General features: G+C 68.3%; 17 protein-coding genes. 5 read left to right on the top strand and 12 right to left on the bottom strand.

Annotated elements, in window-relative coordinates; all coding sequences use genetic code 11:
* Nucleotides 1-192 precede the first annotated feature (192 nt).
* Entirely contained in the window at nt 193-1074 is an 882-nt protein-coding gene (locus OHA88_RS40670) for a serine hydrolase (RefSeq protein WP_328629249.1), read from the top strand.
* A gap of 324 nt (nt 1075-1398) precedes the next feature.
* On the opposite strand, the gene OHA88_RS40660 is transcribed toward OHA88_RS40670, so the two are convergent.
* The 4 genes from OHA88_RS40660 to OHA88_RS40645 form a co-directional block, all read right to left on the bottom strand.
* A complete protein-coding gene (locus tag OHA88_RS40660; RefSeq protein WP_328629248.1) occupies nt 1399-1872 on the bottom strand; it encodes a carboxymuconolactone decarboxylase family protein in 474 nt (157 codons plus the stop codon).
* A 290-nt stretch (nt 1873-2162) separates the two neighbouring features.
* Nucleotides 2163-3044 (bottom strand): MBL fold metallo-hydrolase, encoded by an 882-nt coding sequence (locus OHA88_RS40655; RefSeq protein ID WP_328629247.1) that lies wholly within the window; start codon nt 3042-3044, stop codon nt 2163-2165.
* A 152-nt stretch (nt 3045-3196) separates the two neighbouring features.
* The gene (locus OHA88_RS40650; RefSeq protein WP_328629246.1) at nt 3197-3898 is read right to left on the bottom strand and encodes a type 1 glutamine amidotransferase domain-containing protein; all 702 of its coding nucleotides are present in this window, start codon (nt 3896-3898) and stop codon (nt 3197-3199) included.
* Between the two features lie 111 nt (nt 3899-4009).
* Complete coding sequence (locus OHA88_RS40645; protein WP_328629245.1) at nt 4010-4435, bottom strand: PPOX class F420-dependent oxidoreductase; 426 nt, start codon at nt 4433-4435, stop codon at nt 4010-4012.
* 576 nt (nt 4436-5011) lie between these two features.
* Between OHA88_RS40645 and OHA88_RS40640 the strand changes: the two genes are divergently transcribed.
* The 3 genes from OHA88_RS40640 to OHA88_RS40630 all read left to right on the top strand — a co-directional run bounded on the left by OHA88_RS40640 (nt 5012) and on the right by OHA88_RS40630 (nt 11131).
* On the top strand, nt 5012-8233 hold the full coding sequence (locus OHA88_RS40640; protein WP_328629244.1) for an alpha-L-rhamnosidase: 3222 nt from the start codon (nt 5012-5014) through the stop codon (nt 8231-8233).
* Nucleotides 8234-8315: 82 nt separating this feature from the next.
* Entirely contained in the window at nt 8316-10943 is a 2628-nt protein-coding gene (locus OHA88_RS40635; RefSeq protein WP_328629243.1) for an alpha-L-rhamnosidase-related protein, read from the top strand.
* Between the two features lie 59 nt (nt 10944-11002).
* Nucleotides 11003-11131, top strand: a complete 129-nt coding sequence (locus OHA88_RS40630) for a hypothetical protein (protein WP_328629242.1) — start codon at nt 11003-11005, stop codon at nt 11129-11131.
* A gap of 212 nt (nt 11132-11343) precedes the next feature.
* On the opposite strand, the gene OHA88_RS40625 is transcribed toward OHA88_RS40630, so the two are convergent.
* Nucleotides 11344-12162, bottom strand: a complete 819-nt coding sequence (locus OHA88_RS40625) for a hypothetical protein (protein WP_328629241.1) — start codon at nt 12160-12162, stop codon at nt 11344-11346.
* A 213-nt stretch (nt 12163-12375) separates the two neighbouring features.
* The gene (locus OHA88_RS40620) at nt 12376-13242 is read right to left on the bottom strand and encodes a class I SAM-dependent methyltransferase (protein ID WP_328629240.1); all 867 of its coding nucleotides are present in this window, start codon (nt 13240-13242) and stop codon (nt 12376-12378) included.
* Between the two features lie 268 nt (nt 13243-13510).
* Here OHA88_RS40620 and OHA88_RS40615 point away from each other — a divergent pair, with 268 nt between their 5' ends.
* Nucleotides 13511-14251 carry a GNAT family N-acetyltransferase gene (locus OHA88_RS40615; RefSeq protein ID WP_328629239.1) on the top strand — a complete coding sequence of 247 codons (741 nt, stop codon included), beginning with the start codon at nt 13511-13513 and terminating at the stop codon, nt 14249-14251.
* Between the two features lie 156 nt (nt 14252-14407).
* On the opposite strand, the gene OHA88_RS40610 is transcribed toward OHA88_RS40615, so the two are convergent.
* From OHA88_RS40610 to OHA88_RS40585, 6 genes are all read right to left on the bottom strand, one after another.
* Nucleotides 14408-15451 carry an endonuclease/exonuclease/phosphatase family protein gene (locus tag OHA88_RS40610; RefSeq protein ID WP_425900911.1) on the bottom strand — a complete coding sequence of 348 codons (1044 nt, stop codon included), beginning with the start codon at nt 15449-15451 and terminating at the stop codon, nt 14408-14410.
* Nucleotides 15452-15577: 126 nt separating this feature from the next.
* Nucleotides 15578-16819, bottom strand: coding sequence for a vWA domain-containing protein (locus OHA88_RS40605; protein ID WP_328629238.1), 1242 nt, complete (start codon nt 16817-16819; stop codon nt 15578-15580).
* Nucleotides 16816-18078 carry an AAA family ATPase gene (locus OHA88_RS40600; protein ID WP_328629237.1) on the bottom strand — a complete coding sequence of 421 codons (1263 nt, stop codon included), beginning with the start codon at nt 18076-18078 and terminating at the stop codon, nt 16816-16818. Before OHA88_RS40600 ends, OHA88_RS40605 begins: the two co-directional genes overlap by 4 nt.
* Before the next feature lie 61 nt (nt 18079-18139).
* A complete protein-coding gene (locus OHA88_RS40595; RefSeq protein WP_328629236.1) occupies nt 18140-19540 on the bottom strand; it encodes a hypothetical protein in 1401 nt (466 codons plus the stop codon).
* 282 nt (nt 19541-19822) lie between these two features.
* On the bottom strand, nt 19823-20560 hold the full coding sequence (locus OHA88_RS40590; protein WP_328629922.1) for an SDR family NAD(P)-dependent oxidoreductase: 738 nt from the start codon (nt 20558-20560) through the stop codon (nt 19823-19825).
* Between the two features lie 86 nt (nt 20561-20646).
* Nucleotides 20647-22041 carry an FAD-dependent oxidoreductase gene (locus tag OHA88_RS40585; protein ID WP_328629235.1) on the bottom strand — a complete coding sequence of 465 codons (1395 nt, stop codon included), beginning with the start codon at nt 22039-22041 and terminating at the stop codon, nt 20647-20649.
* Nucleotides 22042-22561: the final 520 nt, after the last annotated feature.

Below are 22561 nucleotides of genomic sequence, written 5' to 3'. Positions count from 1 at the left end.
CAAGCCGATTTGGCTCGGCCATTCTCCCCATTCATTGATTCTCTGCGGCCCACACAGGTGCCAGGGCAGCCACCTGCCGCAGCCCACCTTGCCGAGCGGTTGAAAGCAAGCGTGGCGGGAGCCGACTCTCCCCAGCCGCGCGAGATCCGGCGAGATGAACTCCGACACGCAGCAGGACAGGACCTAGCCTTCATGTACGGATCGCACATATTGACCTGCTCTCGGCGCGGCGTGGCCGCTGTCCTGGCCACAAGCTCATTGCTCGCCGTATTCACCACGGCCGCCCCGGCCTCGGCAAGCACGGCCGGCGCCACAGTGGGAGGTTCGAAGGTCGTCTGCACCTCGCAGAAGCCAGGCCTGGCTTCCCGCCTGTCCCATGACATAGCCGGTGCTCTCGACGGGCGGCAGGACACCTCGGCGCTGGCCCTCTACGACCGGATCACCGGAACCACCTGCGAGCTCAGGGCCGACACACACTTCGACTCCGCCAGTGTCGTCAAAGTCACGGTGCTCGGAGCACTGCTGCGGCAGGCCGAGGAGGCGCACCGGAAGCTGACTCCGCAGGAGGTGAAACTGACCACCGCGATGATCACCAAGTCCGACAACGACGCGACGTCCGCTCTCTGGCACCAGATCGGATCCGCCGGCTTCAAGAAGTTCCTGGCCCTGGCAGACATGCGGCACACCGTTCCGGGTTCCGGTGGAAGCTGGGGGCTCACCCAGATCACCGCCGGTGACGAGCTCCGGCTGATGCAGCTGCTGACGACGGAGAACTCAGTGCTCGGCGCGACCTCGCGCGCCTACGCTCTCGATCTGATGGAGCACGTCACCCCCGGCCAGAGGTGGGGGGTGCCCGCGGGATCGCCCGCTTCGGCAACGGTGCACGTCAAGAACGGGTGGCTGCCACGGGCGACCGACGGATGGCGGGTGCACAGCGTCGGCGCCTTCACCGGCAGCGGTCACGACTACGGCATGACTGTCCTGTCGAGCGGCAACCTCACCATGGATTACGGCGTCGCCACCATCGAAGGAGCTGCCCGCGTCATCCATCGCGACCTGACCGGTGCGGGTTGACAGCGAGCCATCGACCGGACGCGCCCCGACCCCAGTAACCTGAGTCCCATATGGGTCGCGGGTTGTGTATGAGTTGAACTGGATCGTTGCGGTGGACTCCACGATCGTGCGTGCCCACCCGCATGCGGCCGGGGCCCGCACCAAGGGGCCCCGGCCCACGATCCGGACGACCACGCCGTCGGCCGGTCCCGCGGCGGACCGACCAGGAACATCGGCCGGTCCGTCGGGCGGACCGGCACAATGCCCCGGGCCCCCACGAGGGGCACCCGGGGTGTGTGCCGATGCAGGTGCAGGGCACCGGCGGTCCCGGCCAGGAAATCCTGCCTATCCGAACTGGCCGGGCTGGTAGTCGCCGGCGGGCTGCCGGACGATGACGTTCACGCGGTTGAACGCGTTGATCAGGGCGATGAGAGACACCAGGGCGGCGAGCTGATCCTCGTCGTAGTGCTTGGCGGCGTTCGCCCAGGCCTCGTCCGTGACACCACCGGCCGCGTCGGCGATGCGGGTGCCCTGCTCCGCCAGCTCCAGGGCAGCGCGCTCGGCATCGCTGAACACCGTGGCCTCGCGCCAGGCCGCGACCAGGTTGAGACGCGTCGAGGTCTCCCCGGCATGTGCGGCGTCCTTGGTGTGCATGTCGGTGCAGAAGCCGCAGCCATTGATCTGGCTGGCGCGGATCTTCACCAGTTCCTGAGTCGCGGCCGGCAGCGTCGAGCCCGAGACCGCCTTGCCCGCCGAGACGACGTGCCCCAGGAACTTGGTTGCGACCGGGTTGCCGAAGAGGTTCAAACGAGCATCCATGGTGCCCTCCTTGCCGTTGTCGGTGCCTACGCATTCCTGACGGAACAGCTCGGCCGGACGTGACAGGACCGCATGTGACGTGCGTCTCCCGTGGCGCACCGCGGCAGGAGAGACCTGACCTGGATCTCGGAGGGTGGTCCCATGTCTCCGCTGTACAGGCGGACGGTCGTCATCGTCGGCCGACGGTGGACTCGGCCACGGTCCCGCCCAGAGAATGCACCTCGAACGGTGGATTGCCGGTTATCCGCCAAGGGAGGCGGTGACCTGAAGCGCCCGGATTCCGCGACTGCTCACGCGTCTCCGTTGCAGATGATGAAGCCGGGGAAAGCGTGCCGTCCGGGTCGGCCGCCGATCTCGTCCATCGCTTCGCGAATGCTGCGCAGTTGGCTGATGGTCATCTGCATCGGTGGCTCATCGGGCTGATACGTGGTCAGCACCGGGTAGTCCACACCGGGCTCGTTGGTCATCTCGATGTGGCAGCCGAGGATGTGGGTGACGGGTCGGGTGTCAGCGAACGCGATCAAGCGGTCGACAGTTCTTCCGAAGGCGCCCCAGTCCTCGACATACAGCCGCCCCGGGTACACCGTGTCGCCGGTGAGCAGGAATCCGGTGTGCGGGTCGTAGTAGGTGATGGCCGCCTCATGGTGGCCGGGGGTGGCGAGACACTCCAGCACTCGGCCGCCGAGGTCGACCCGGGCCACCCGGTCCGGGTTGTCAGTGAAACCGAAGTAGCCCCAGGCACTGCTCCGATCCGCCTGCACGACCGTGGTGTGGGGACGGTCGGTGAACTGTGCGTCGGCCGCGATGTGGTCGCCGTGGCCGTGGGTGTGCAGGACGAGCAGCGTGTAGCCGTCCCGGGGATGCTCGGCCAACCACCGCCCGACCAGGTCGTCGACAACCCGGCGCAGCGGAAAGAACTGGGCGGACTCGGTGGCTCCGGTATCGATGAGTACAGCTCGAGTGTTGCCGAAGATCAGGAACAGGAACGGCGCCTCGTAGTTGATCGCCATGTTCTGGCGCAGGATGAACGTGTGCTCGTCGTACGCGTGGACCTGGATATCGGGGTCCGTGTTGTGTTTCGCCGACGGGGATCCGTGGATCCAGTTGACGGCCGGCAGGCGAGGCTCGGGCGCCTCCGACACAAAATCGACCTGCGTTTCGCTTCCGCCCATGACCTCTCCTGAGCGCGTCGTCTCAGCAGGTCCGGTACGGCGCGTACGTCCCCACAGATTCGCGTCTCCGGGCCGAATCTACTACGTGCAGATCGAGTTGATCAACGGTTCATCCGCTGGGTTCGATGAGCCGGTCCCCACTCCCCTTTGCGTCATGCTGCAGTCAACTGCCGGACAACGGCTTCGGCGACAGCTCTGGCACTACCCGGGTTCTGACCGGTTATCAGCCGTCCTTCTTCGACGACGTAGGTTTCGAACGGCTCATCGGCCGTACTGTACTTGGCGCCGAGTTTCTTCAGCTCTTCCTGCAGGTTGTAGGGAACCGCCTGCGCCCTGTTCGCCAGTTCCTCTTCGGGCCAGGAGAACCCGGTGACGCTCTTTCCCCTGACCAGGGGCTGCCCGTCGCTCAGGGTCACATTCAGCAACCCGGTTGCCCCGTGGCAAACCGTCGACACGACTCGACCTGTCTCGTAGAACTTGGCCATCAGGCTTTCGAGATCCTGACTCTGCGGAAAGTCGAACATGACTCCATGGCCACCGGTGAGGTAAATCGCGTCGTAGTCTTCGACGTTCACCTCTGAGATCTTCTTGGTGTCCTCGAGGAGATCCATGAACCTTCTGTTCTCATACCGCTTCCCGGTGTTCAGCTCCGCCAGCACCTCATGCGACAGGCTCTCCGGGTCGATGGGGACCTTCCCTCCGGACGGGCTTGCGATATCCATCGAGAATCCGCTGGGCTCGGCCACGTCCCAGAAGTGGGTCAACTCGCCCAGCCAAAGTCCCGTCCTCATGCCGGATTTCTTGTATTCATCGACATTGGTGACAATGACCAGAATTCTTTTGGTTGCAGCCACGACGCATCGCCTCCGCTCACATCGCACCCTCTTCAACCGTAGACCTGGGGAGCTCGACCAACCACCCGTAACCGAGAGTGGCGATCCATGCGTATGGCGTTTGCCCGCAACTCAGCGGGAGGTGGACGTCCACGGACCGACGCCGCCGATGCGCTCGACGGAGTAGCGCACGACATAGCCGGGGCCCCTCGGCGCCGGGAATTCGGCGTCATGGGACATGTAGACCTTCGCCAAGCGGTTGAGCAAATCCCATGCGTCGTCGCGCGGCTGAACTTCGGCCCGCGCCCGCAACACGGCGTACTCGTTCAGGAAGACACCGGGCACCCGCGGTGCGTCGAAGGACAATACGACCCGTGGGTCGTGCTCGATGTTGCGCAGCTTCACATGGTGCGACATGTGACCACTGACGAGATCATCGCCGTCCAGCCCGATCCAGATGACGGTCACCTGCGGGCTTCCGTCGGGGTTGATCGTGCTCAGGTGAACCATGGGCCCGGACGCGATCAACTCTCGCAGTTCACGCGGCAAACCGCTCATAGCTTGAACCTTACTGCCACGAGCTCACCCTATGTGTCGCTCGGTCCGAATGACCGCAGATCACGGCCTCACGCAGGTGCACGTTCACTGAGACGGGTCACTGGGGACGCACACCCAGGGCCTGCGGACGGTGAAGTCGGCCCGCTCGTGTGCGAGTCGGAAACGCGCAACCGGCAGCCGTGACCGCTGCCGGCGCCAAGAGATGCGTAGCCTCCGGAAGTTCCCCGCGGCCCGCGCGCAAGGCATCCGCTGCCCGGTCTCACGTGCCCCTCACCACCCACCGCTCACGCGGCGAATATGTTGGCGAACCCTACGACCAAGGCATGCGTGAAGACCTCTGCCGTTCCATGGAACAGCACTGATCGGCTCCGAGAGGACGGGTCAGGAAAGGGTCTACGGTGAAAGGTTTCAAGTAGATTGCACTGAACCTAGCCTCGCACCACGAACTGCGTCAATGGCGCGGACTTGCAAATCTTTGAACCCTTTGCAGCCACGCCCAAACCCTTGACAGGTCACTTCACCCACTCTAGTTTCCATGCCTGAAACGATTCATCATCGAGTCGTATGGAGCCGACCGTGATCAGCAGAAGACGACTGCTCAGCACGACCGCCACGGCAGCCCTGGGGACGGCCATCGCCTCCGCCGCACCGAGCGCCGCCGCGCAGGCAACTCAAGTCCCTGGGGCCGCCGCCGGAGGAACAGAAGTGACGCAGGGCGTACGCGTCAACGGACCGACCGTCGAGTACGTGAGCCACCCGCTCGGACTTGACGTGCCACAACCCAGGCTGAGCTGGCCTCTGGCCTCCGACAGGCCGGGCCAGGCGCAGACCGCCTATCAGATACGCGTCGCCGGCTCCCCGGGACGCCTCGCGAAGCCCGACGTGTGGGACAGCGGCAAGGTCATGTCCCCGGATTCCGTACTGGTGCCGTACGCGGGACCCGCACTCACGTCACGTACCCGCTACTACTGGTCGGTGCGTGTCTGGGACGCCGCGGGCAAAGCCTCCGCATGGAGCGAGCCGTCCTGGTGGGAGACCGGTCTGACGGCCCGGTCCGACTGGTCCGCGCAGTGGATCGGCGCGCCCGCCGAGCTCATCGGCGCCCCCGCGCTGGACGACGCCTCGTGGATCTGGTTCCCGGAGGGCGACCCGGCCGCCGGAGCTCCCGCGGGGACCCGCTTCTTCCGCGGCCGTGTCGACATCCCCGCAGGGGTGACCCGTGCACGCCTGGTCATGACCGCCGACGACGGCTACACCGCGTACGTGAACGGGACGCAGGTCGCGCACGCCGAAGCGGATGGGCCGGCGGAGAACTGGCGCCGCCCCGTTCTCGTCGACGTGACCGCCCACCTGCAGACCGGCGCCTCGATGATCGCCGTATCCGCCACCAACGCCACGGCCTCGCCCGCCGGTCTGCTCGGACTCCTCGAGCTGACCACCGCAGACGGGGTGCACGCCCTCGTCACCGGAGCCGACTGGAAGGCCGTCGATGAAGAGCCGGCCGGGGACTGGCGTTCCGCCGCTTTCGACGACACCTCCTGGCAGCAGGCGAAAGCGCTCGCGAAGTGGGGTTCGGGCCCGTGGGGAAAGGTGACACCGTCCTCATCGCCCGCCGTTCAGCTGCGCCATGAGTTCCGTCTGAAGCGCTCTTCCGTCGCCCGGGCGCGGCTGTACTCCACAGCTCTGGGCCTGTACGAGGCTCATCTCAACGGCGAGCGGGTCGGCGAGGACCGGCTCGCGCCCGGCTGGACGGACTACCGCAAGCGGGTCCAGTACCAGACGTACGACGTGACGAAACTGGTCCGGGCCGGGGCCAACGCCCTCGGCGTGACCGTCGCCACCGGCTGGTACGCGGGCAATGTCGGCATGTTCGGCCCGCACCAGTACGGCGAACGACCGGCGTTCCTCGCCCAGTTGGAGGTCACCTACGCCGACGGCTCGACCGAGCGTGTGCTCTCCGGCACCGACTGGCAGGCCGCGATCGGTCCCGTCACGAGCGCCGACATCATGTCGGGCGAGGAGTACGACGCCCGCCTGGAGACCGAGGGCTGGACACACCCCGGATTCGACGACTCCGCCTGGGTGGCGGCCGACGCCGTCGACAAGGTGAGCGCCGCTCTCGTGGCCGAAGCCGGCGGCCCCACGCGCGTGGAGCGCACGCTGCCCGCCAGGAAGATGACCGAGCCGAAGCCCGGTGTCTTCGTCTACGACCTCGGCCAGAACATGGTCGGCGCGGTCCGCCTCACCGTCTCGGGCAAGGCGGGGACGGCCGTGCGGCTGCGCCACGCGGAGGTCCTCAACCCGGACGGCACGATCTACACCACCAACCTGCGCTCCGCCCGCGCCACCGACACGTACACCCTCAAGGGTGGCGGAAAGGAGACGTACGAGCCTCGCTTCACCTTCCACGGCTTCCGCTACGTCGAGGTGACGGGTTATCCGGGCAAGCCACCGCTGAACGCCGTGGTGGGGCGGGTCATCCACACCGATGCACCCTTCACCATGGACTTCTCGACGAACGTTCCGATGCTCAACCAGCTGCACAGCAACATCACTTGGGGGCAGCGCGGCAACTTCGTCTCCATACCCACCGACACCCCGGCGCGCGACGAGCGGCTCGGCTGGACCGGCGACATCAATGTCTTCGCGCCGACGGCCGCGTACAACATGGAGTCGGGGCGCTTCCTCACCAAATGGCTCGTCGACCTGCGTGACGGTCAGTCGGACGACGGCGCGTTCACCGATGTGGCTCCCTTCGTCGGCACGGTCGGCAAGGGTGTGGCGGGCTGGGGCGATGCCGGGGTGACCGTGCCCTGGGCGCTGTACCAGGCGTACGGCGACACCCGGGTCCTCGATCAGTCCTGGCCCTCGATGCTGAAGTGGCTCGAGTACCTGGAGAAGCACAGCAGCGGCTTCCTGCGGCCGGCCGAGGGCTACGGCGACTGGCTCAACATCCAGGACGAGACCCCGAAGGACGTCATCGGCACCGCGTACTTCGCCCATGCCGCCGACCTCGTCGCCCGGGCCGCTCGGGCCCTCGGAAAGGACCCGGCACCGTATACCGCACTCTTCGCAAGCGTCCGTGACGCCTTCCGCGCGGCGTACGTCTCGAGCGGCGGCAGGGTGAAGGGCGATACGCAGACCGCGTATGTGCTGGCCTTGTCCATGGACCTGCTGGCAGAAGCCGACCGGGGACCCGCGGCCGACCGACTCGTCGAACTCATCAAGGCCAAGGACTGGCATCTCTCGACCGGATTCCTCGGCACCCCTCGCCTGTTGCCCGTGCTCACCTCGACGGGTCATACCGATGTCGCCTACCGGCTGCTCGTCCAGCGGTCCTTCCCCAGCTGGGGTTACCAGATCGACAAGGGCGCGACGACGATGTGGGAGCGCTGGGACTCCATCAAGCCCGACGGCAGCTTCCAGGACGCCGGAATGAATTCCTTCAACCACTACGCGTACGGTTCCGTGGGCGAGTGGATGTACGCGAACATCGCGGGTATCGCACCGGCCGCACCGGGTTTCCGGAAGATTCTTGTCCGGCCCCGCCCGGGCGGTGGCGTAACCGAGGCGGAGGGACGCTACGACTCCGTCCGCGGCCCTGTCACCACCCGCTGGAAAGTGGACGAAGACGGATTCCGCCTCGCCCTCACGGTGCCCGCCAACACCACCGCCGAGGTATGGATCCCCGCCGCCGATGCTGCCCAAGTCACCCATGGCACCTCGGAGTTCATCCGGATGGAGGACGGCTGCGCCGTCTTCGCCGCGGGCTCCGGCACGCACCGATTCTCCAGCTGAGCCGTAACGACGTTCCGGTGACGCCCGATCCACATCGAATCACCCGCGCATGGACGGTGCGCGCAGATGGAGGCACGCCAGCATGACGGATGAAGTGAAGACAACATCGGGGCCGAATCGGCGAACGGTGCTCGAAGTGGGCTTCGGCGGTGCGGTGCTGGCCGCGGCCGCCGGGCTGCCACTGACGGCGGCCGGCCCGGCAGCGGCCGCAGGGCCCACCGTGTCCGGCCGCCTGCCCGCGGCCGGGTCCTGGCACCGCTATGTACAGGGACCGACCGGGCGCATGGTGCGGCCGGTACGGATCGTCCGGTCGGACGGTGACGTGACGCGGCCCGACGCCCTCCTGACGTCCGGCGGCAAAGTCACTGTCCTGCGTCGCGCCCAGCCGCCCGCGGCGCCCCGCTGGCCGGAGGGAACCACCGTCGAGGCGTCCTCCACACACGCGGGCAACAACGGTAACGACGGCCGGCCGCGCACGTACGAGGCCAGGAATGCCGTCGACGGCGACCTCGGCACGTTCTGGAACGACGACACCGAGCGCGACTTCCCCGACAGCCTGACCCTCACCACGCCCGAGGAGCAAGAACTGTCGGGCCTGACGGTGGTGTCCAGCACGGACGGGGTGCCGACCGCTTTCACTGTGGCCGTATGGGCGGACTCGGCGTGGCGGACGGTCGCCACGGTCACCGGCAACAGTGCCGTGCAGCGCGCCGTCCGCTTCGACACTCCGGTCTCCACGACTCGGGTACGGATCACGGTGACTGCCGCCCAGGACCTCGGCCGGGGCGTGTTCACCCGTATCAACGAGGTCTGGCCGGAGGCCATGGACCCGGTGGTGGCCCCCAGCGTGACGCTCGACTTCGGCAAGGTCGTCGTCGGGTACCCGAAGGTGGACTTCGCCTGGGCCTCGGACAACCACCCCGGGGTGCGCCTCGCATTCTCCGAGACGCTGCAGTACCTCACCGACCGCTCCGACTTCACCCGCGCCGACCAGGCGGGAGGCGCCGGGCAGGGCACCGATCAGTACGCCGTACCGGCGGGCGGCGCCTCATGGACGGACAAGAAGGGCTACGGTTCGGACGGCGACAAGGTGTACGCCGACGGACTGCACGGCTTCCGCTATCTCAAGATCACGCTGGACGCCCTGCCGTCCGACGCACCCGCCGCCCAGCCCTGGGGCACTGTGGCCGTCGACGCGGTGTCGCTCGACTTCACGGCATACGTCGGCACACCGGACTCCTACCGGGGCTGGTTCCTCTGCTCCGACGAGGAGTTGAACCGCTACTGGTACGGCGCGTCCTACACGAACGAGCTGGTCGTCGACATCTTCCGCAAGGACGACGTGGATCCCCGCAACGCCTTCAGCGCCTCGCTGGACGGCAAGCTGGTCCTGCACGACGGCCCCAAGCGGGACCGCGACCCCTATGTCGGCGACCTCGCGGTGTCTGGTCGCACCCTCTACCTCACCCACGACGAAGTGGCCGAGGCTGCCCGCAACGTGCTGGCCGACCTCGCCGAACACCAGCGGGACGACGGATGGATCCCGCCGGCCTCGATCAACAACTACACCCTTCCTCTGTTCGACTACCCGTTGTGGTGGGTGACGTGCAGCTGGGATTACCTGCTCTACACCGGGGACCGGGACTATGCGGCGCGCTACTACCCGCAGCTGCTCAAGGTGCTCGACACCTGGTACCCGAGCGTGACGGACGATGCGGGGCTGCTGAGCAAGGGACTCAACGGAACGGCCGGCTACGGCGACTACGCGTTCCTCGGCCGCACCGGCCGGGTCACCTACTACAACGCCAACTACGTACAGGCCTTGGGCGACGCGGCACGCATCGCCGTCCATCTGGGCCATGCCGGGGACGCCCAACGATGGCAGGAGCGGGCCAAGAAGGTCGCTCAGGCGATCAACACCCACCTGTGGGACGAGTCCGCGGGAGCGTATCTGGACTCCGCGACCGGCGCGGTCCGGCACGCCCAGGACGGCAACGCCATCGCCATCACCTCGGGCGTCGCCGACTCCGAACGAGCAGCCGCGGCGCTGGCTCACCTCGACAAAACGACAAAGCGCCGTTACGGCAACGCCTTCATGGACAACGACACGCTCTTCGGAGGCGCCTCCCAGCGCGTGTACGCCTTCACTTCCTACCCGGAGCTCGTGGCACGCTTCGAGACCGGCCTGGCCGACTCGGCGATCGACCAGATCAAGCGCACCTACGGATGGATGGACAGCCACGACCCCGGCATCACCCAGTGGGAGGGCATCGGCCCGGACGGCTCGCTGTACGAGGACGCCTACACGAGCATGGCGCACGGCTGGTCCACCGGGGTCCTGCCTGCGCTCACCCACCAACTGCTGGGCGCGAAGCCGACGTCGCCCGGGTACGCCAGCTGGGAGGTACGTCCGCATCCCGGATCGGTGAACTGGGCACAGGGTGAACTACCCACTCCACATGGCCCGTTGGGCGTGGAGTGGGTTCGCAAGGACGCGACGTTCACTCTGACCGTGCGGGCTCCGCGGGGCACGCTCGGTGCCGTGGCGCTGCCCACGAACGGCCACCGCGTCACCGTGTACTCCGGCGGCCGGACGCTCTGGAAGAACGGCAGGGCGACCACATCCGCGGTGCGTCCCGAGGCCGGATACGTGACCGTCTCCGGCCTCGATCAGGGCACACACCGGTTCACGGTGGTGCGCGAGAGTTGAGGCTGAAGCTTGAGTTCTGCCGGCAGCCCGGCCGGTCCGGGTGACCTGCTCTCTCCGCCATGGCTGAGCGGCCGGAGCCGGGCGATTCCATCGTCGTCCTGCCCGCACGTGCGACCGTGGTCAGCGCGTACCTCGATCCGTTCGCGGCGGACAACGCTCGGGACGAGTCTCCGACCGGAGCTGCGTGAACCTCGAACGCGGACCGGCCCCGTAACGCGCCCTCGGCGGGCGGTTACGGGGCCGGTTCGGCAAGGAGCACATCAGTTGGTGGGATTCGCCGGCCGACGCGCTGGAGACGGGGCAGCCCGTTTCGGTTGCGTCTGTGGCGCAGCAGCTGACCTGCGCTACTTCTTATGCTGGACCGAAGTGCCCGGAAGGGGCCGGCTCTGTGCATCGCCGCTCACGCGGCGTCCGTCCGCTCGTGGCGTTCCTGCATGCGCGCGACGACCCGTTGCCGGCCCAGTCTCTTGGCCTGGCGAAGTTTGGCCTCTGCGGTGAGCACCGGGATCCAGAACAGCCAGCCCCACAGGCTGAAGTCCAGCACTCCGCTCCACACGAGCGCCTTGTTGACGCCGAAGGACATGACGAAGGTCCACACGTACGCTGCGACTCGATGGGCGAGCAGTAGGCGTATCCACGCATATCGACGCCCCCGCAGAAGCTCGACCGCCGCAGCCAGCTCTGCCGCCTGAAGGTCCTCTCCCCCATCCCCGGCGAACTCGCCGCGGGCGGATCGCCGCAGTGCGTCCGTGACCAGCACGCTCTGTTCCGCGGCGGCTGCCCCCTGAAGCCGTCCCATGGCAGCGCCGGCCTTCAGGTCGTCCCAGTAACCGCGGCCCGCCCAGCCGACCGCGTCGTCGACGCGCCGGCGTTCGGACGACCCGGGCGGCGCCAGTTCCTCGATCCTCGCCTGCATGTCCACCGCGCGCTTCGAGCGTCCCGGATAGGTGAAGGAGTCGGAGCGAAGGCACAGCTCCAGGTACGACACCAGGAGGCCGAGATCGTCCGGTGCGATCGCGAGACCCTGCCGATAGGCGGCCTCGGCTTCGGTGTCATGGTCGTCCTCGTCCTCCGCCGCGTGTGCCTGTCCGAGCCAGCGGAAGAGATCCGGATCCGGCCCGAGCTCCTTGAGGCCGGCCTCAGCCGTCGTCCGGACAGCGGCATAGCCGCCTACCTCGAAGAGCTCTGAGCACCGCTCCACGTACTGCTGTCGTTCCACGTACCCACCCCGGTTGACGAGATCAACACTCTCCGTAACGGTCCACGCAGCTGTCAATGGCTGCTCGGTCACAATTACGCAGGTCAGCGTCGCGGAGGGCGCACCTCGGGGTGGGGTCGGACCAGCCGATGCCACGAACGCGCCGGATGTGAGTTCCGAACGTACTCAGCCCACCGACCGGAGTGCAGTCACGCTCGGCCTGCGCGGATGGAGTCACGGGGTTGGCACAGGTCCTGGTTCGGCGGTGCCTTTCCACCAGACGAAGACCTCGGTGCTCGGCCGGCGTTCGGAGAACCTGCCCGACGGGGAGACCTCCCGCAGCAGTCGACGCAGGTCCGCTTCGAAGTCGTCGCGGCGCGCGCCGAACAGGTGCGGAGCCGAGAACGACATCGAGAACGCCCACGCGACGACATCGTCATCGGTGCGCTCCAACGCCTGCCCGCCGGGCACTACATGGCGCTGAGGGCCGGCGAATCCCGCCCGGGTGAGCACCGCCGCCTCATCGCCGGGTGTTCCGTGCGGCAGCGTCCCCCGGCCGGCTCGTCGGACCGGCCCCAGGTAGTGCCTGACCAGCTCCTCCACTGCCGCATAAGGGGCTGCCGGGTATGGGAGACCGTCGACGGCTCGGGTCTCCGTCTTCAAGTCCGAGATGTGCACCAGCGCCCCGCCGGACTGGAGCATGTCCCTGACGGTTGCCGCCACCAGGTCGCGATCCATCCAATGGAAGGACTGGCCGAAGGTAGCGACCATGAACGTTCCAAGACCCGCGGGCAGATCCTCGGCCCGGGCCCGCACCCACTGCGCCTTCCCGGTCACTCCACGCTCGGCGGCCCCGCGCTTGGCTTCGGCGATCATCCCACTGTCCGGGTCGACGCCGACGATCTCGCGGAACAAGTGCGCCAGGCTCAGGGCAAGGGTGCCCGGTCCACAGCCCACGTCGACGAGACGCCCTCGCCCGTCGAGCCTCAGAACCTCGGCGAGCAGGTCCGCCAGCCCGGGGGCGTACGGCAGCCTTCCACGCTGATAGTGGGCGGCCGTGCCCAGGAACAACGTGTCGTCCCACTCCCAGTCGGCAACCACTTGCACCCACCACCCTTCGCAGAGACAGTGCCTGCCCGGCGGCCCGATGATTCCACGGCTTGACGGCCGCCGGCGAACACCGGCGCAGCCCGTCACCCCCGGCTCGGTGGTCCGTGCCTCCGTCGACCACGACAGGCCCCGGACGGCGAACCGGGCAGAGCGGGATTCGAACTTCCGAAGCTGCGAGGCGGACGGTTGAGCGGCCGGGTTTCCTGCGGCGATGCCACGATCAGTTGTCCGGGGGAGTGGGGCCCGGCACCATACGGCCATGACTAGCGATCTGCTGCTCGGCCGGGCCCGGGAGTTGTGGACTGAGTTGGCGGTGGCGCCAGTGGAGTTCTCCTCGGGCGGGGCGAACGTTGTGGTCTCCCCCGGCTCGTGGTTGTGTCCGCCGCTGTGGACGGGGCTCGTGGTCCTCGGAGGTGCCGGCATCGTCACCGCGCCGAGTGCGCGGGCCGCCAAGCAGATGGTGGACGCTTCGAGGAAGCTGTCCCCCGAGGAACTCGTCGATGAGGATCGTTTGCGTGACGTGTTGCCCGTCCTCGACGTACTTGGGCCGGCCTCCCTTTTCTATCTCGACCGGGCCGACTTCCTTCCTGCGTATGGAGGCGTCGCTGTCGAGCAGGTGATGTGCGGCGACGGTGAGTTGGCCTCGCTGCTGGCTCGTGCTGGTGAGGAGGACGCAGACGAGAGCGGGTTGGCGGACATCGCCTCTCCTGCGTTCGTTCTCCGCGACGGTGACGACATTGTTGCCGCGGCCGGCTATCGAACTTGGCCGCGGTCGGTCGCTCACCTGAGCGTGCTGGTTGCGCCGGACTGTCGGGGCCGGGGGCTGGCGCGGGTCGTGGCGTCAGCGGCGGCGACTCATGCACTGGATGCCGGGCTGCTTCCGCAATGGCGAGCACGACCGCATCCGTCAAAGCGTGTGGCACTTGCCCTGGGCTTCCAGGATCTGGGTTCCCAGCTGAGCATTCGCCTCGGCGACGGCGGTGAATCAGTGCACCGTTGAGTCGGCCCCGCCCTGGGAGGAAACGTCGGCGAGACTGCGCGAACAAACCGGGCTGCTGCTGCCATTGCCGCCGATCCACGTCGGGGAAGCCGTCACCGCCACCGACCCCACCCGTGTTACTGCTCGGCGGAGTTCGCCGACGAGCGCGCTCGGCGATCAAGAAGCGAGTCTGATGCCGGCGGCGATCGGGAGGTGGTCGCTGCCGGTGGCGGGCAGGGTCCGGATGTCGGTGACGGTCGCCGAGCGGGTCATGATGTGGTCGATCCGGGAAACAGGGAAGACCGCGGGCCAGCTAAAGGCGAAATCCCGTGCCTGCGGGTTCATCTGCGAGGTGACAGGGGCCAGTCCGCGATCGTCCACCGTGCTGTTGAAGTCACCGAGGAGGATCACCTTGTCCAGCTTCTCGGCGGCGATGGCTGCGCCCAGCAGTCCGGCGCTTTCGTCCCGCCAACCCGAGTCGAAGCCGCTCAGCCGGACACGGACCGAGGGCAGGTGGGCGACATAGACAGCGATCTCGCCCCACGGCGTACGCGCGTCGGCCCGCAACCCACGGCTCCAGCCCTCTTCGATCCCCTTGGGCCTGATGTCCACCAGGCGCACATCTGCCAGCGGGTATTTCGACCAGAGTCCGACGGTGCCTTCAACGGCGTGATAGGGGTAGTCGGGCGCCAGGGCCGTCTCATAGAGCGGCAGCGCGGACGGCGTCAGCTCTTCCAGAGCGATGAGCTCCGGCGCGGCCTGGATGAGAGCTTCCGCAGTACGGGCAGGAGCGGTGTTCTCGTCACTGACGTTGTGCTGGAGCGCCGTGATGTCGCGAACACCGCGGTCCCCGGAGAGGAGCAACCCGCCGAAGAGGTTCGCCCAGACGGCTGCGGGGAGAAGCACGAACACCAGCGCGGTGGCCGAGCGGCGCAGCAGGGCCAGGACGAGCAGCACCGGGACGGCCAGGCCGAGCCAGGGCAGGAATGCCTCCAGCAGACTGCCCAGGTGGCCCACGGCGTTGGGCACGATCGCGTGGAAGGCCATCAGGCTGGAGGCCAGCACGGCAAGCGCCGCGAGAACACGCCCACGCGCCCAGGATGACTGACCCTGGGCGTCCTTGCCCCACCGCCGACGCCACCGGCCGACGTGAATCGGCCACCGCCGGGGGGCCGTAGTCCTGGATTCCGACGCCACCCTGCTGGTCGCCCGCCTCACCATGTCCCACCCACCTGCCTCGGACCCGTCCTCGGCCTGGAGCGAGCACGACGTGCCCGATAGGACGCATGGCTCGGTGATCAGGTTCCGGCCCGGGAACATGGTGCTGTCCCAGGTGGATGAGCGTGCTCACCCGATGTCAACCACGCGTGCCCACGCAGGCGGCGAGTCCGGAACGTAATCGGGATCGTCCTCGTCCCACGACCGGGCTGCATACTGCCGGGGGAACAGACCTACCACCGTTCGGCACGGTGGTTGTGCGGTCGGCCAGGGCGTCTGCCCGTCGGTCAGGACCACGATGACATCCGGTCGGGGCCGCGCTCGGAGCGCCTTGGCGAAGCCCGTGCGCAGATCGGTACCCCCACCGCCCATCAGCGGTATGCCCTCACCACGGCACAGCGGGTGCACGATCCGGGCCGCCGCGTCGCACGGCAGCACGGTGATCAGGTCGCGACGGCCGCCCACAGCACGGGAGATCGCACCAACCTCGAGGAGGGCGCTGCCCAGTTCGGTGTCGCTGACCGACCCGGACGTGTCGATGACCACGCAGACTCGGGGTGGTCTGCGTCGCAGGGTCGGCAGTACGGCGCCGGGCACCCCGGCCGAGCGCCGCGACGGCCGACCGTAGGTGTAATCCTCGCCTGCCCCGGGGCCGGAGACCGCCGAGCGGACCGCCGCTCCCAGCAACTCCCGCCACGGCTGTGGCGGATGGAACGCCTCCTCCGCCCACCGCTGCCACCCCTTCGGTGCGTGCCCCGGACGGCCGGTGATGCCCTGCGCCACGCGGAACCGGACCGCGTCCCGTTCCTGCTCACTGAGGCCGTGCGCGCCGTCCGGTCCCAGCTCCCACTCCCGTTCCAGTCCGTCGGCACCGCTTCCGCAGTCCAGCCAGGCCATGCTCTGCGTACGCGGCCCGAGCCGGAACTGGCGCAGGTAGTCCTCCATGAGCTCTCCCTCGGGCAGTCCCAAGGACACCGGCTCGACAGCGCCTTCGGGCCGGATCAGCCCGTCACCGAACACGTCGTCGTTGATCTCGCAGTCTGCGGCGATGTTCATCCGCAGCCGTTCCCCCGGGCCGGTCAGCCCGCGCTCCCGCGCGACCCGGTCACTGCGTCCGTGGTGGTCGCGCAGCAGGTGCGACACCTCGTGCACCCATACACCTGCCAGTTCCTCCACCGGCGTGCGGTCCACGAACGCCGGCGAGACGTAGCACCGCCAGTACCGGTCGACGGCCATCGTCGGTACCAGCCTCGACTCGACGGTGTGCAGGGCGAACAGAGCCGTCGCCAGATAGGGCCGGACCCGAGCGGCCTGCAGTCGGGCGGCAAAGAGCTTGTCGAGGTCCAGTGCCCCCGGTGCGTCCCGGATCATCGGCCGGCCTTCGCGGCGACCGCGGCACGGGCCGCCGCTCGATCCGCTCGCCGGGACAGCGACACCACTCCGGCGAGCCGCTCGATGGATGCCGGAACATCCCAGTCCTCTTGGCGCAGCGTGGCGAGGGTCGTCGCGGGGACGACCACCAGGTCCGGGGCTCCGGTCTCCACCGCCCGCACCAGGAGCTCCCACGCTGCGTCCCAGCGGGACTTCTCCGGGCGTTGGCGGACCGCCGCCACCACGCCGTCGAGCACGGCCTGGCGCAGATCCCCCCGCTCCGGCAGGGCGGCGCCCGTCGGGTCGGCGAGAAGCACCTCGGGGTCCGGGAGGTCCATCCGGTCCAGGCCGGCCAGCAGCTCCAGCCCCGGACCGTCTCCCACGGTGCCCCTGACCAGCAGGGAAAGTACCTCCCGGGTGGAGCCGGCGGCGGTCGCGAAGGCGATCAGGCGCAGGGCCATCTCCCAGCTTCGAGGTGACGGCCACGGGCCGCCCCGGCGCGTTTCGTTGCTGGGCAGTTGATGCACGAGTTTGGGGCGGGCCGTGAGGAGTCCGCACACCGCTCGGCGGGCGAAGTCCACGGCCTCCGACAACTTGTCCGGGGCGAGCCGCGGCAAGGTTGCCCGGGGCCACGTACCACCGAGGCCGCGTACGACGACCTCGTGGTCGTGGGTCCACTGAAGGTGAACGAACCGGTTGGCCAGCGGCGGGCTCAGCTCCCAGCCGTCGGCCGCCGAGGAGCGCGGATTGGCGGCAGCCACGATCCGGACCCCGGGCGGCAGTTGCAGGGAGCCGATCCGCCGCTCGAGCACGAGGCGGAGCAAGGCGGCCTGAACGGCCGGCGGTGCGGTGGACAGCTCGTCCAGGAACAGCAGCCCTCGGCCGGCCCGTACCAGTCGCACCGCCCAGTCCGGCGGGGCCATGGGGACACCCTGTTCCGCGGGGTCGTCTCCGACGATGGGCAGGCCCGAGAAGTCGGACGGCTCGTGCACACTGGCGATCACTGTGGTCAGCGGAAGGTCCAGGGCCGCGGCAAGCTGAGTGAGGGCCGCGGTCTTGCCGATCCCCGGCTCACCCCACAGGAGCACGGGCAGATCGGCGGCCACGGCCAGGGTCAGGGACTCCAGTTGTGTGTCGGGGCGCGGTTCGGTGGTTGTGTCACGCAGCAGGGTCAACAACGCCCCGGCGACGTCGAGTTGAGAGGCGTGGGTGATGTCGGAGGGGGTGTCGGTAGCGGCGAGCGGGGTGTATGCGGGCATGTTTGATCACCTATGGGTTCGTGATGAGCCGAGTGGATGCAGGAGGACGTAAGCCCCCGGGTCAGCGAGAAGTCGCGCGGCGCGGGTGCGAGCGTTTGTCACGGGGACGACGTTCCGGGCGGATGCGGACAGGTCCGGGTCCGATCAGACCTGACCTGTACAGCCCGTATGTGACCCGCCGCAGCGCGGCCGTCTCCAGTTCGTCCCGCAGAGCGCCGGTGCGCAGCAGTGCGTCGGGGCCCAACAGGCCCTCGACGACGGCCAGCGCACCGGCTGTGTCGCCGTGATCCAGGCGTTCGCGGACGCCGGTGAGGCAGTCCGGATGACGGTGCGCCTCGTCGATTGCCCGCAGGCAGGGAAGCGGAGCACCGGTCAGTGCGGCCAGTAGTTCCTCCCGCCGGATCTCGGTCGGGTCGTGGTCCAGCGGCGCCAGCACCCCGTTGACCAGACCGATCCGGTGCTGAGCTCCCCGGCACTCCACGAGGCGCGGTTGTCCTGCCGGGTCCGGAGTCCGGGCCGGACCGGCCGGCACATGATCCGGTACGAGTGCCGAGGCGACCAGCGGGTGCAGCCGATCGGCCTCGATCGAACCCGTGCGGATCAGTTCCAGGTCGGGCAGCACCCAGGTCGCCGCGTCGGGCAGGACGGGCAACGCGGAGGCGCCGCCATCTGTGGACGCCGCCGCGATCCGCAATGCGGGCGGCGATAGGCCGTCCCTGTCCGCGACCAGGTCCAGGATCAGCCGATGCCGGGCCCCGAACCGCACGGTGACGGTACCGGTGGACCGCCCCTCGGCGTGGAGCAGAATCCCCGCCTCGGCCGCCCACCGGTCAACGGCGCAGCGGTGCCCCTGCGGCACCGTCCCCAGGAGTTCCGGGTCCAGCGCAGGGCGGCTGTCGGCGGGCAGCAGATCGGCCCCGGACCGGATCCGCAGCTCATCGGTCCTGCGCGCGTCCCACAGGTGGTGGTGCAGGTCGAGACGGAACCGCTGGTTGGGATGTGGGTGCGGATGACGGGAGGGGCCGGCGTCGGAGTCGGATCCGTCCCACAGCGCCAGGCTGATCCGCTGACCGGCATCCGCCCAAGCCGGCGCAGTCCGGGCCACGAGGTGCACCGGGCTTGCGCCGTCGCGCCCCGCGGCGTCGTACCGAGCCAGAGCAGTGGTCAGACCCGGGCGCAACAGCCCGTCAGGAGCGATCCTCGGCATGTGCCAGCGCAACAGGTCAGGCGCCAGATGACGGAGATCGGCCCGGACCCGGGCTGCGAGTTCCTGGCCATGGGTACGCGCCACGGAACGAAGATTGAGATCGACATCGATGCCTGCGGCGGCGCACGCACCCGCCCAGTCCCCGACACGACGGCGGGCGGTCGCAGTCTCGATCATGGACGGCGGCACGGCGAACTCACGCACGCGCAGCCAGAAGGAAAGGCGGGAATCCCTGTTCGCGGTCTGAGTGAGCATCAGCACTCACCTTGCGCGGACGGGGCCCCCAATCTGTGAACAGAGTGAGTCATCATCGGGGTGATCATATCTCCCCTTGCCTCGGTCGGCCAGGTCTCCCGGTCGATGCGGCGCATCTGATGATCTATCAGCAGCTGCGCGCAGGCGCTCCAAGCCCAGGCCGCAGCAGGTGAGACAGAGCCCGTGGTGCCGGCTTCGATGATGTCGCTGCCGAAGGTGAGACGGTCGACGATGGCGGGGGCGGCAGCGATGGGGGGAACGCCACCGGCCTGGAACTCCCGTTCACACAGCCGTGCGGCCGCCGTCGACTGGCAGCACAACGCCCTGCACGAAACTCGCGGCATCGCCGGCCAGGTACGCGATCGCCTCGGCGATCTCCCCCGGAGAAGCCGGCCGCCCGGCGGGCGCCTGGGCGGCGAGTGTGTCGAGGTCCTCCCCCATGCCCGCCGTGCCCTCGGTCCGGGTCGGACCGGGCTGCACGGCGTTGACCCGGACCCCGCGCGGGCCGTATTCGGCAGCCCAGGCCTTGGTCAGCAGGTTCACGGCGGCCTTGCTCGAGCCGTACAGCGCCACTCCCGAGAAGCCGAGCGCGGCTGCCATGGTGCTGACGTTGACGATCGCCCCGCTGCCCCGCTCGGCCATCGCCGGCGCGAGTTCCGCCACCAGGTAGAAGGGAGCCTTCACGTTCAGCGCGTAGACGGCGTCGACCTCGCTCTCCGATGCCTGCTCGGTGGGCCCGAACGGATAGATGCCCGCGCCGTTGACCAGGATGTCCACCCGGCCACCACCCAGTTCGACGGCTTGTCGAGCCAACTCCCGGACCGAACCGGCGTCCAGCAGGTCGGCGGCCAAGAAGTCGGCCGTGCCACCGGATTCCCGGATTGTCTCGACGACGGCCTCGCCGCGTGCTCGGTCCCGGCCCGCCACCACTACGTGCGCACCGCGCTCGGCGAGCACTTCCGCAGCGGCCGCTCCGATGCCGCTGGTCGCACCGGTCACCAGCGCGACTTTCCCCGTCATCGATGCAGTAGTCACCCGCACCCTTCCCTTCTCGATGCCACGCCGCGGCTGATTCGAGAGAAACGGCCCGGGCGAGCGACTGGTGGTCAATCGGCTCGCACGATGGTGGCGAGTACGTCGTTGAAGGCTTCGGTGGAGGTGGGGTGCTGGTAGACGGCGTCGCGGAGTTCGGCCGCCTTGACGCCGTGCCGCATGGCGAGCGCGACGGTGTTGATGAGTTCCTGCGCGTCGATGCTGAGCAGGGCGGCGCCGAGAATGTCGTCGGTGTCGGCGTCGAGGACGAACTTCATGACACCGCGGGGGTCCTCGACGATGTAGGCGCGCGGCATGGCGATGATCTCGGCGACCGGCTGGCTGGCGATCTTCACCCGGTGTCCGGCCGCGCGGGCCTCCTTCTCGGTCAGCCCGACGGTCGCCAGCGGCGGGGTCATGAACAGGGTGTGCGGGATGGCCACCCGGTCCGCCGTGGAGCGCTTGCCCTCACCGATGAGCTGATCGAGGACGATGCGGCTGTCGTCGAGGGAGATGTAGGTGAACTGCGGACCACCGTTGACGTCGCCGAGGGCGTAGATGTGCGGCTGGCTGGTGCGCAAGAACCCGTCGACCTCGACCGCACCCCGCTCGGTGGTACGGACCCCGGCCGCCTCCAGGGCGAGGTCGCGGGTGGCCGGGGCGCGGCCGGTGGCGGCCAGGATGGCGTCGGCCGCCAGGGAGTGCTCGTGGCCGTCCTTGTCGTAAACGACGGTCGCACCGCTGTCGCCGTCGCGGACCTGGCGCACCTGGGCGCCGGCAATGATCTCGATGCCCTCGTCGGTGAGGATTTCCTGGGCTACGGCGGCGACGTCGTCATCGACACGACCAAGGATCTTCGGAGATGCCTCGAGCACGGTCACCTCTGAGCCGAACTGTCGGTAGATCGCGGCGAACTCCAGACCGAGGTATCCGCCACCGATGATGGTCAGTCGTTCCGGCAGGACGGTGGTCTCGATCAGTTCGGTGCTGGTGACGGTGTACAGGCTGTCACGCAGCCCAGGAATGTCGCGGATGATCGGCTCGGAGCCGGTATTGATCAAGATGGTGTCGGCGGTGACCGTAAGGCGTTCGCGGCCTGCTTGGACCGCCACGGTGTGGGCGTCGACAAACGCGGCTTGACCGGTGAGGACCGTGACGGTCTCCATGCCGTTCAGCCCCTCGTAGTTGCCGTCGCGCATCATCTTCGTCACCGCTTGGACGTTGGTGACGGAACGCTCGTACCACTCCTGCGCCGGATCCTCCGATCGGCGCTTGTTGGCGTGGTGGACCAGTGCCTTCGTCGGTACGCAGCCCACGTTGGGGCAGGTGCCTCCATACATCCGGTCCGACCGCTCCACAAGCACGACCCGCTTGCCGAGGCGGCCCATCTTCGCGGCCACCGTCTTGCCGCCTTTGCCGTAGCCGATGACCAGGACATCAGCGTGGAGACTGTGGTTTGCGCCTTCCATGCTCACTTCCGATTCCATGGAGATTGGGCGTCAGCTGAGAGGGTCCTGCGTGAGCGCAGCGTCTTCGTCCCCTCAACACCAACACCAACCCCTCGATGCCGCAACCTGCTTCGGCACCGATCGTCACCGTCAGTAGTCTGCATACAAGTAGGCTCAGGTGGCCGCAAACAGGTGCATGCGGACTTGCGCACGCAGGAACCCGAAACTTGCGCGAAGACCGGATGTCTCTCATGCGCACCGGCGAGGTTTGCACCATCCACTTGCTCGTCCCACGCTCGTGCCGACGATTCGGCTCCTGGCTTCCACGATCTCGCCATCTTGATGACAAAGACTCACGGTCACAGCGTGCAGTCCACCACGCACCCCCCAGCCCACAGGCAAGCACCTGTACAGCCCAGGCGTCAGCGCCGCATCCCTCGACGGTGCCGAGCAGAATGCCCGTCACCCGAAGGGCCGAATGCCCGGCGGTGGGTGTCTGCGGCCAGTTGGATTCCCCACCCGCGGCCAGATTGCTGGGGAG

The sequence above is a fragment of the Streptomyces sp. NBC_00353 genome (genome assembly GCF_036108815.1).
Taxonomy (GTDB): domain Bacteria; phylum Actinomycetota; class Actinomycetes; order Streptomycetales; family Streptomycetaceae; genus Streptomyces.
The sequence above is the reverse complement of the archived record's forward strand: the minus strand, read 5'-3'. Positions and strand labels throughout refer to the sequence as shown.

Bases quoted from the DNA above. Each gene is read 5' to 3' on its own strand.
- OHA88_RS40655 (WP_328629247.1), bottom strand. From the start codon at position 3,044: ATGGGCGGAAGCGAAACGCAGGTCGATTTTGTGTCGGAGGCGCCCGAG.
- OHA88_RS40670 (WP_328629249.1), top strand. From the start codon at position 193: ATGTACGGATCGCACATATTGACCTGCTCTCGGCGCGGCGTGGCCGCT.
- OHA88_RS40635 (WP_328629243.1), top strand. From the start codon at position 8,316: ATGACGGATGAAGTGAAGACAACATCGGGGCCGAATCGGCGAACGGTG.
- OHA88_RS40660 (WP_328629248.1), bottom strand. From the start codon at position 1,872: ATGGATGCTCGTTTGAACCTCTTCGGCAACCCGGTCGCAACCAAGTTC.
- OHA88_RS40615 (WP_328629239.1), top strand. From the start codon at position 13,511: ATGACTAGCGATCTGCTGCTCGGCCGGGCCCGGGAGTTGTGGACTGAG.
- OHA88_RS40630 (WP_328629242.1), top strand. From the start codon at position 11,003: ATGGCTGAGCGGCCGGAGCCGGGCGATTCCATCGTCGTCCTGCCCGCA.
- OHA88_RS40595 (WP_328629236.1), bottom strand. From the start codon at position 19,540: ATGCTCACTCAGACCGCGAACAGGGATTCCCGCCTTTCCTTCTGGCTG.
- OHA88_RS40610 (WP_425900911.1), bottom strand. From the start codon at position 15,451: ATGGTGAGGCGGGCGACCAGCAGGGTGGCGTCGGAATCCAGGACTACG.
- OHA88_RS40605 (WP_328629238.1), bottom strand. From the start codon at position 16,819: ATGATCCGGGACGCACCGGGGGCACTGGACCTCGACAAGCTCTTTGCC.
- OHA88_RS40590 (WP_328629922.1), bottom strand. From the start codon at position 20,560: ATGACGGGGAAAGTCGCGCTGGTGACCGGTGCGACCAGCGGCATCGGA.
- OHA88_RS40600 (WP_328629237.1), bottom strand. From the start codon at position 18,078: ATGCCCGCATACACCCCGCTCGCCGCTACCGACACCCCCTCCGACATC.
- OHA88_RS40585 (WP_328629235.1), bottom strand. From the start codon at position 22,041: ATGGAAGGCGCAAACCACAGTCTCCACGCTGATGTCCTGGTCATCGGC.
- OHA88_RS40645 (WP_328629245.1), bottom strand. From the start codon at position 4,435: ATGAGCGGTTTGCCGCGTGAACTGCGAGAGTTGATCGCGTCCGGGCCC.